This is a genomic window from Psychrobacter sp. T6-1, assembly GCF_052258445.1.
In genome coordinates, this window is record NZ_JBQQFC010000139.1 from 1 (window position 1) to 6078 (window position 6078).

Sequence of the window (6078 nt, forward strand, 5' to 3'; positions counted from 1 at the left end):
GCTTTGGCTTTATGTATCGCAATCGCTTCAATAAAGCAGTGGATGACGCCATCTTCAGCTAAACGCGACTCAGCTTTTGGTAGGAGCGCATGAATAAATCGACCAACCGTACCGCTGATAGTTGGCGTAGCAGCAGAGACCTCTGTGACTTGCATGTCTGCTGGTTTTGCAGACTTTGCTTGCAAGCGACGTACAACGCGCGGATCGTTGCCAGCTTGACCGAACTTATTGGCCGTAACATAACGCGCGGCAAAAAGATTCTCACGATCAAAATCAAGCGTGCTACTGGTTTTGTCTTCTTTAGTAGCATTATCGGACGTCTTTGACGCTTTTGTTGGGGCAGACGTCTCTAGCGTTTGAACTGCTTTGGGTGCTGCCTCTGTAGGTGCCGCTTTAGATGCTAACTCTTTAGCCTCTTGAGCGTTTGCATCCGACTTATTATCAGCGCGCTTGTCTGCCTGCTCGCTCGTTGTCTGCTCTTGTTGCGCCAAGCTTACCTGTACTGACTGACTCTCAGCATCATCAGCAACCTTGTTATCAGACTTGTGATCGTGCGTCGTATCCTCGCGATTCACCTCATCGATAGCCGCTTTTTCTTTGACTTGGCTATCATCAGCTTCTTTAGCTGTAGTCGATTGCTCTGTCGTCTTTGACTTACTATCATCTAAGGATAAATGAACGACCTCTGGCGTCTTTAACTTAACAGGTGACTCATTGATCTGCAAAGTTACCTCATTTGGGTCTTGATGGTCACTTTTACTGCGCGCCTGACCAGATGTTTTACTCTCAGATCTTTGAGTTTGCTGGGCCGCGTCAGCGCTTAGCGTTTCACCGCGTTCAAGATTACCACGTGAGCCGCGCTGGCTGTGCGACTTGCGTTTGCTGCGCGTTTGCTCATCAGAGTTATCCTCTTTTTGTTCTGCATTTGAGCGCTCGTTTTGGTTTTGACGAGTGCTAGTGCTTTGACGGCTATTGCGATTGCTGCCACGACGATTGTCTTGACGCTTAGTTTGAGTGTTGTCGTCATGAGCGCTGTCAGCTTGATTGCTGTTACTGTCATTATCGCTTGTGTCATCACGCGAGTCTTTCCTTTGGCGTGGTTTTGATGATCTTGACTTGCGCGTTTTGCGGCGGCGTCTATCATCACTGCTCTCATCATCGCGGTCACTGTCAGAGCGACGCGCTTGCTGAGATTTATGATTATTATCAGTCTGTGACTCAGACGCCTCTTTGCTATTTAGAGCCTCGTTGTCAACTTGACCAAAAGCGCCTCGACTTTGCGCGCCTGTGTTAACGATGGCTTCGATCGCTTCGGCTGCATCGCGGCTACTGACACTACGCGTAGTCTGTGCTTGCGGCGCTTGTGAGAACAGGTTTGATAACCAAGCAACGGCTTGCGGCTGGGCGGCTACGGCGACATTGCTTGCTTGTTCAGTTGGCGCTACTTGAGCACTAGTTTGATGATTTGCTACTGGCGCGTGGTTGCTTTTGCCGCGATGATCATTGCTACGCTGGGCGGCGCTATCTTGAGTCGCACTTTGATTATTGATGCGCTGATTTGCTGATCCACCTGAGGGTTGGCGTACTTGCTCATTAGTCGGCGTGGTTGGCTTTTGCGCACTTGGAGCGCTTGATGATGCTCGCGGCTGGCGAGTAGGCTGCTGCTCTGGACGCGCTGAATCAGCGGTTTGCCAATCAACATCGTAGCCCAAATCACTGTGCTCTTGCTGCTGCGTATCAGTGATGCGCTCATAGCTTGAGGGCGCAAAACCGTCGCGGTTAAAGTGCAATTTAAAGTTTGGCGACTCAAGGTGGGCATGCGGCAAAATCGTAATACGCGTACCGCTATCTTGCTCAAGATAGACTAAGCTATCGCGCTTCTCGTTGAGCAAAAAGGCGGCGATATCTGTTGGCACTTCAGCTTGTACTTCGCCTTGACGCTCTTTTAGGGCGATTTGCTCAATTTGGCGCATAATAGAGAGCGATAATGAACGCAAGTCACGAATCATACCATTGCCATGACAGCGCGGGCAGATATAACCTGTTGATTCCTCTAGCGAGGGGCGCAAGCGCTGGCGGCTCATCTCCATCAAACCGAACTTGGAGATCTCCCCAAACTGAACACGGGCGCGATCGTATTTGGTCGCATCAATCAGACGTTTTTCGACCTCTTTTTGGTTCTTGTTGTCATTCATATCGATAAAATCAATGACAATAAGGCCACCCATATCGCGCAGGCGCAATTGACGAGCAATCTCATCAGCGGCTTCTAGGTTGGTATGAAAAGCGGTTTCAGAGACATCAGCACCTTTGGTCGACTTAGCTGAGTTGATATCAATAGAGACCAAAGCTTCGGTTTGATCGATAACAATAGAGCCACCAGAGGGCAGACGTACTTCGCGCTGATAGGCGGTTTCAATTTGTTTTTCGATATTAAAGCGTGAGAACATCGGCTCATAATCGGTATATTTGCGCAGTTTCTCCGCCTGTTTAGGCATAACCGCATCAATAAAACCCGCCGCTTCAATGTAAGCGTTTTCGTTATCGATCCAAATCTCAGTGATATCATCACGCAGATAATCACGCACCGCACGCGTGACGACGCCTGCTTCTTGATGTACCAAGCGCGGGGAGGGATACTTCTGATTTTGTTCTTGAATGGCTTGCCAGATATTGAGCAGATGGTTCAAATCATGTTGCAGATCTTCTTGCGTCTTGCCGATACCTGCCGTGCGTATAATAACGCTCATGCCTTTTGGCAAATCAAGATTGCTGAGCATACGCTTCATATCTTCACGAAGCTTTCCTGAGATTTGACGAGAGATACCGCCGCCACGTGGATTGTTCGGCATCAGTACCAAGTAGCGACCAGCAAGTGATACGTAAGTCGATAGCGCAGCGCCTTTATTACCGCGCTCTTCTTTTTCAACTTGTACGATCAGCTCATCGCCTTCTTTGATGAGTTTTTTGATGTTTTCATCACGTGGATTACCGCTTAAATACTCGCTTGAGATTTCACGAATCGGCAAAAATCCTTGACGCTGTGAGCCGTATTCGACAAACACAGCTTCTAGTGACGGCTCAACGCGAGTCACATGACCTTTATAGATGTTAGATTTTTTTTGTTCGCGGGTACGGTTTTCTAGATCAAAATCATACAGATGATTGCCTTTACATAGGGCAACACGAATCTCTTCGTTTTGAGTGGCGTTGATTAAAATGCGTTTCATATTTATATCCTATGAGGACGCACAGTAACGACAATATACAGATAAGCTCAGTGGCAAGTGCGATTAATTATCGCGATGATAGACGTTAGATTGTAGAGCAGTAAAACCTATTGGGTAATTACGCTGGTCTTAAAATGCAGACCTAAGCGGAGCACAACGTTATTGATTGGCGCTTTATACAGAGATTATAAAGTGTGAGTCTATAATTTGTCTGTCTGTTATACCGCCTGTAGGGGCTATAAATATCTCGCTCATTTGAGCGCTATAATCAGTTGGGCATAACAGCTGATAATTTTTTGCATGTGTTGTTAGCAAATGCAGTACATACTGGTTGTCAATCAATATGTCGGTAATAAAACATAATAGCGCTACTTGATACTTTTAATACTAAGGATCATTAAGTAGTGCTGTTAAAGGAGTTATCAGGAAGTACCAGTAATAAAAATCAATAGTTTTAGTTGTTCTGTCGCGCTAAGGGTCGTAAATCTTTGAGACTCAGCGTTAACTTCTATAGGGTTATCTATTATTCTTACGAATAAAATATCCATCAAAGGCAGTTGGGCGACTCTCTATAGCTTTGCTATTATCAGCGGGGCGTACTTGGCAAACAAAATAAAAGTCTTTGAGACTAAGCTTGGGTTTAAAACTAAGCTTGGGATAGGAGGGTTGTCACTATCTACTATCAAATATGTTTGACCGCCAATACGTAGGCAGCTAAAGGGTAATCGCTTATCTGCTTAAACTTGCTCAACTGCGCCGCTTAATTGATCTAATATCAAAGGCTTGTAAGGCCATAAAATATATCAAAGTGTCGTTATGCGCGCGTTAAGTAAAAAAAGGGTGTCACGGTTGTCTTTTAAAAGCGGATGAGACGCGTAACGTTACCGTAATTAGCGCTCAACATGCTAAACTATAACAAATCTTTGTGTAAACACCTAACTAAAAATGACAAATCAAGTAATGACAGACAACGACACCCTTCATAAAGCCCCTGCTATCTTCAATAGCAAAACTCGCCCGCAAAGCGCAGATGATGAGATTGGCAACTTTGAAAAAGTAAATTATCTTGAGGTGACGCGTCATCAGCACGATCAGCGTTTGGATAATTTTTTGTTAAACCGTCTCAAAGGTCTACCCAAATCGCATATCTATAAAATGATTCGCTCCGATGAGATTCGTGTCAATAACAAGCGCTGCAAGGCGCATGATAGATTACAGCGTGAGGACGTGGTACGTATCGCTCCTGTACAGCTCGCGACCCGCGAGAAGCCTATTATCAGTACCGAATTTGCCAATAGCTTGCTGGCACGTGTGGTGTATGAAGATAAGGGCCTAATTGTACTGAACAAGCCCTCAGGCATTGCCGTTCACGGCGGTAGTGGACTCAACTTTGGCGTTATTGAGGCCATGCGCGAGGTTACGGGCAAAAAATATTTAGAGCTGATCCATCGTATCGACAAAGATACCTCAGGTCTGCTGATGATTTCCAAAAAACGCTCAACGCTTAAAACCTTGCAGCAGCATTTGGTGGACAAAACCATTCAAAAGCATTATTTGTGCCTAGCAAAAGGTCAGCCTGCGATGAGTGAGCAGCGTATTGATGCGCCATTGCTGCGCTATACAGTGGCAAGTGGCGAGCGCCGCGTCAAGGTCGACGCGCAAGATGAGCTAGCCAAAGAAAGTCAAACGGACATCAACGTTCACGCGCGCTTTACCCTGAACAATCAGCCAGTAAGCTTAATAGAAGCTAAGCCGCTGACTGGACGCACGCACCAGATACGTGTGCACCTAGCACATATCGGTCATGCGATCTTGGGCGATGATAAATACAACGTCCATGACAAATCAGGCGTACACCGTCTGTGCTTGCATGCTTGGCGCTTGGACATTCCAGGCTATAAAACTATCACTGCGCCGCTTCCTGAAGAGATGCTTGCTTTGGTACCTGATAACCAGACATTACCACAATAATCAGGCGAGCAAGACGACTCACACCAAAATCAATAATGGCTTGCTCACTATACGGACAAGCTATTTTTATAGGCTATAAAGGGTAGTTATGAACAACGCTACAACGCAGACTGCACCGCTATCAGTAGCCAATCACCCCTCAGACAAATCTTTGATAATCTTTGATTGGGATGGCACTTTGATGGACTCAATAGGGCTTATCGTTACCTCTATGCATGTTGCAGGAGAGGCGCACGGATTTGATACCACAGATGACGCTGTAAAGGATATCATCGGTTTAAGCTTAACTAAGGGTATTGAAATCTTATACCCGCAAGCAACTGATACGCAAAAACAATCTATCGAGCACCGTTACGCTGAGTACTATATCGCCAACAGCCATAAAACGCCGCTCTTTGCGCCTATAGAGGCTATGCTAAAAACATTGTGCCAGCGCGGCAAAACGCTTGCTGTAGCAACAGGCAAAAAACGTCAAGGGCTTGATAGGGTGCTAAATGCGTCAAACAGTCAGCACTACTTTGCGATTACGCGCGGCGCGGACGAGTCAGGATCTAAACCTGATCCACAAATGCTTAACGATATTTTGATGCATACCCAGCAGCAGGTAGCTGATGCGGTGTTTATCGGTGATAGTATCCATGATATCCAAATGGCTAATGCGCTTGGCATGATGAGTATTGCGGTCAACTACGGTGCCGCATCCAGCGACACTCTTGCTGAGCAAAATCCAACCTATCAAGTTGACTCACCGCAGGCATTGGTTGCGCTTTTATACGGATAACCTTATTAACTAAAAAATCTTAACCAAAAAAGGGGTTATCGTTAATAGCGATAACCCCTTTTTATTATCTACATGATGAACTATAGTTTTACTTGG

General features: G+C 46.0%; 3 protein-coding genes. 2 read left to right on the forward strand and 1 reads right to left on the reverse strand.

All coding sequences use genetic code 11. The features are described from left to right. The coding region (locus ACTXGO_RS08515) for an Rne/Rng family ribonuclease (protein ID WP_443574047.1) at positions 1–3230 on the reverse strand (3230 nt) is incomplete at its 3' end. A gap of 960 nt (positions 3231–4190) precedes the next feature. Between ACTXGO_RS08515 and ACTXGO_RS08520 the strand changes: the two genes are divergently transcribed. Both ACTXGO_RS08520 and ACTXGO_RS08525 read left to right on the forward strand, forming a co-directional pair. After that, a complete protein-coding gene (locus tag ACTXGO_RS08520; protein ID WP_443574049.1) occupies positions 4191–5201 on the forward strand; it encodes an RluA family pseudouridine synthase in 1011 nt (336 codons plus the stop codon). A gap of 88 nt (positions 5202–5289) precedes the next feature. After that, complete coding sequence (locus ACTXGO_RS08525; protein ID WP_435950188.1) at positions 5290–5982, forward strand: HAD family hydrolase; 693 nt, start codon at positions 5290–5292, stop codon at positions 5980–5982. Positions 5983–6078 lie beyond the last annotated feature (96 nt).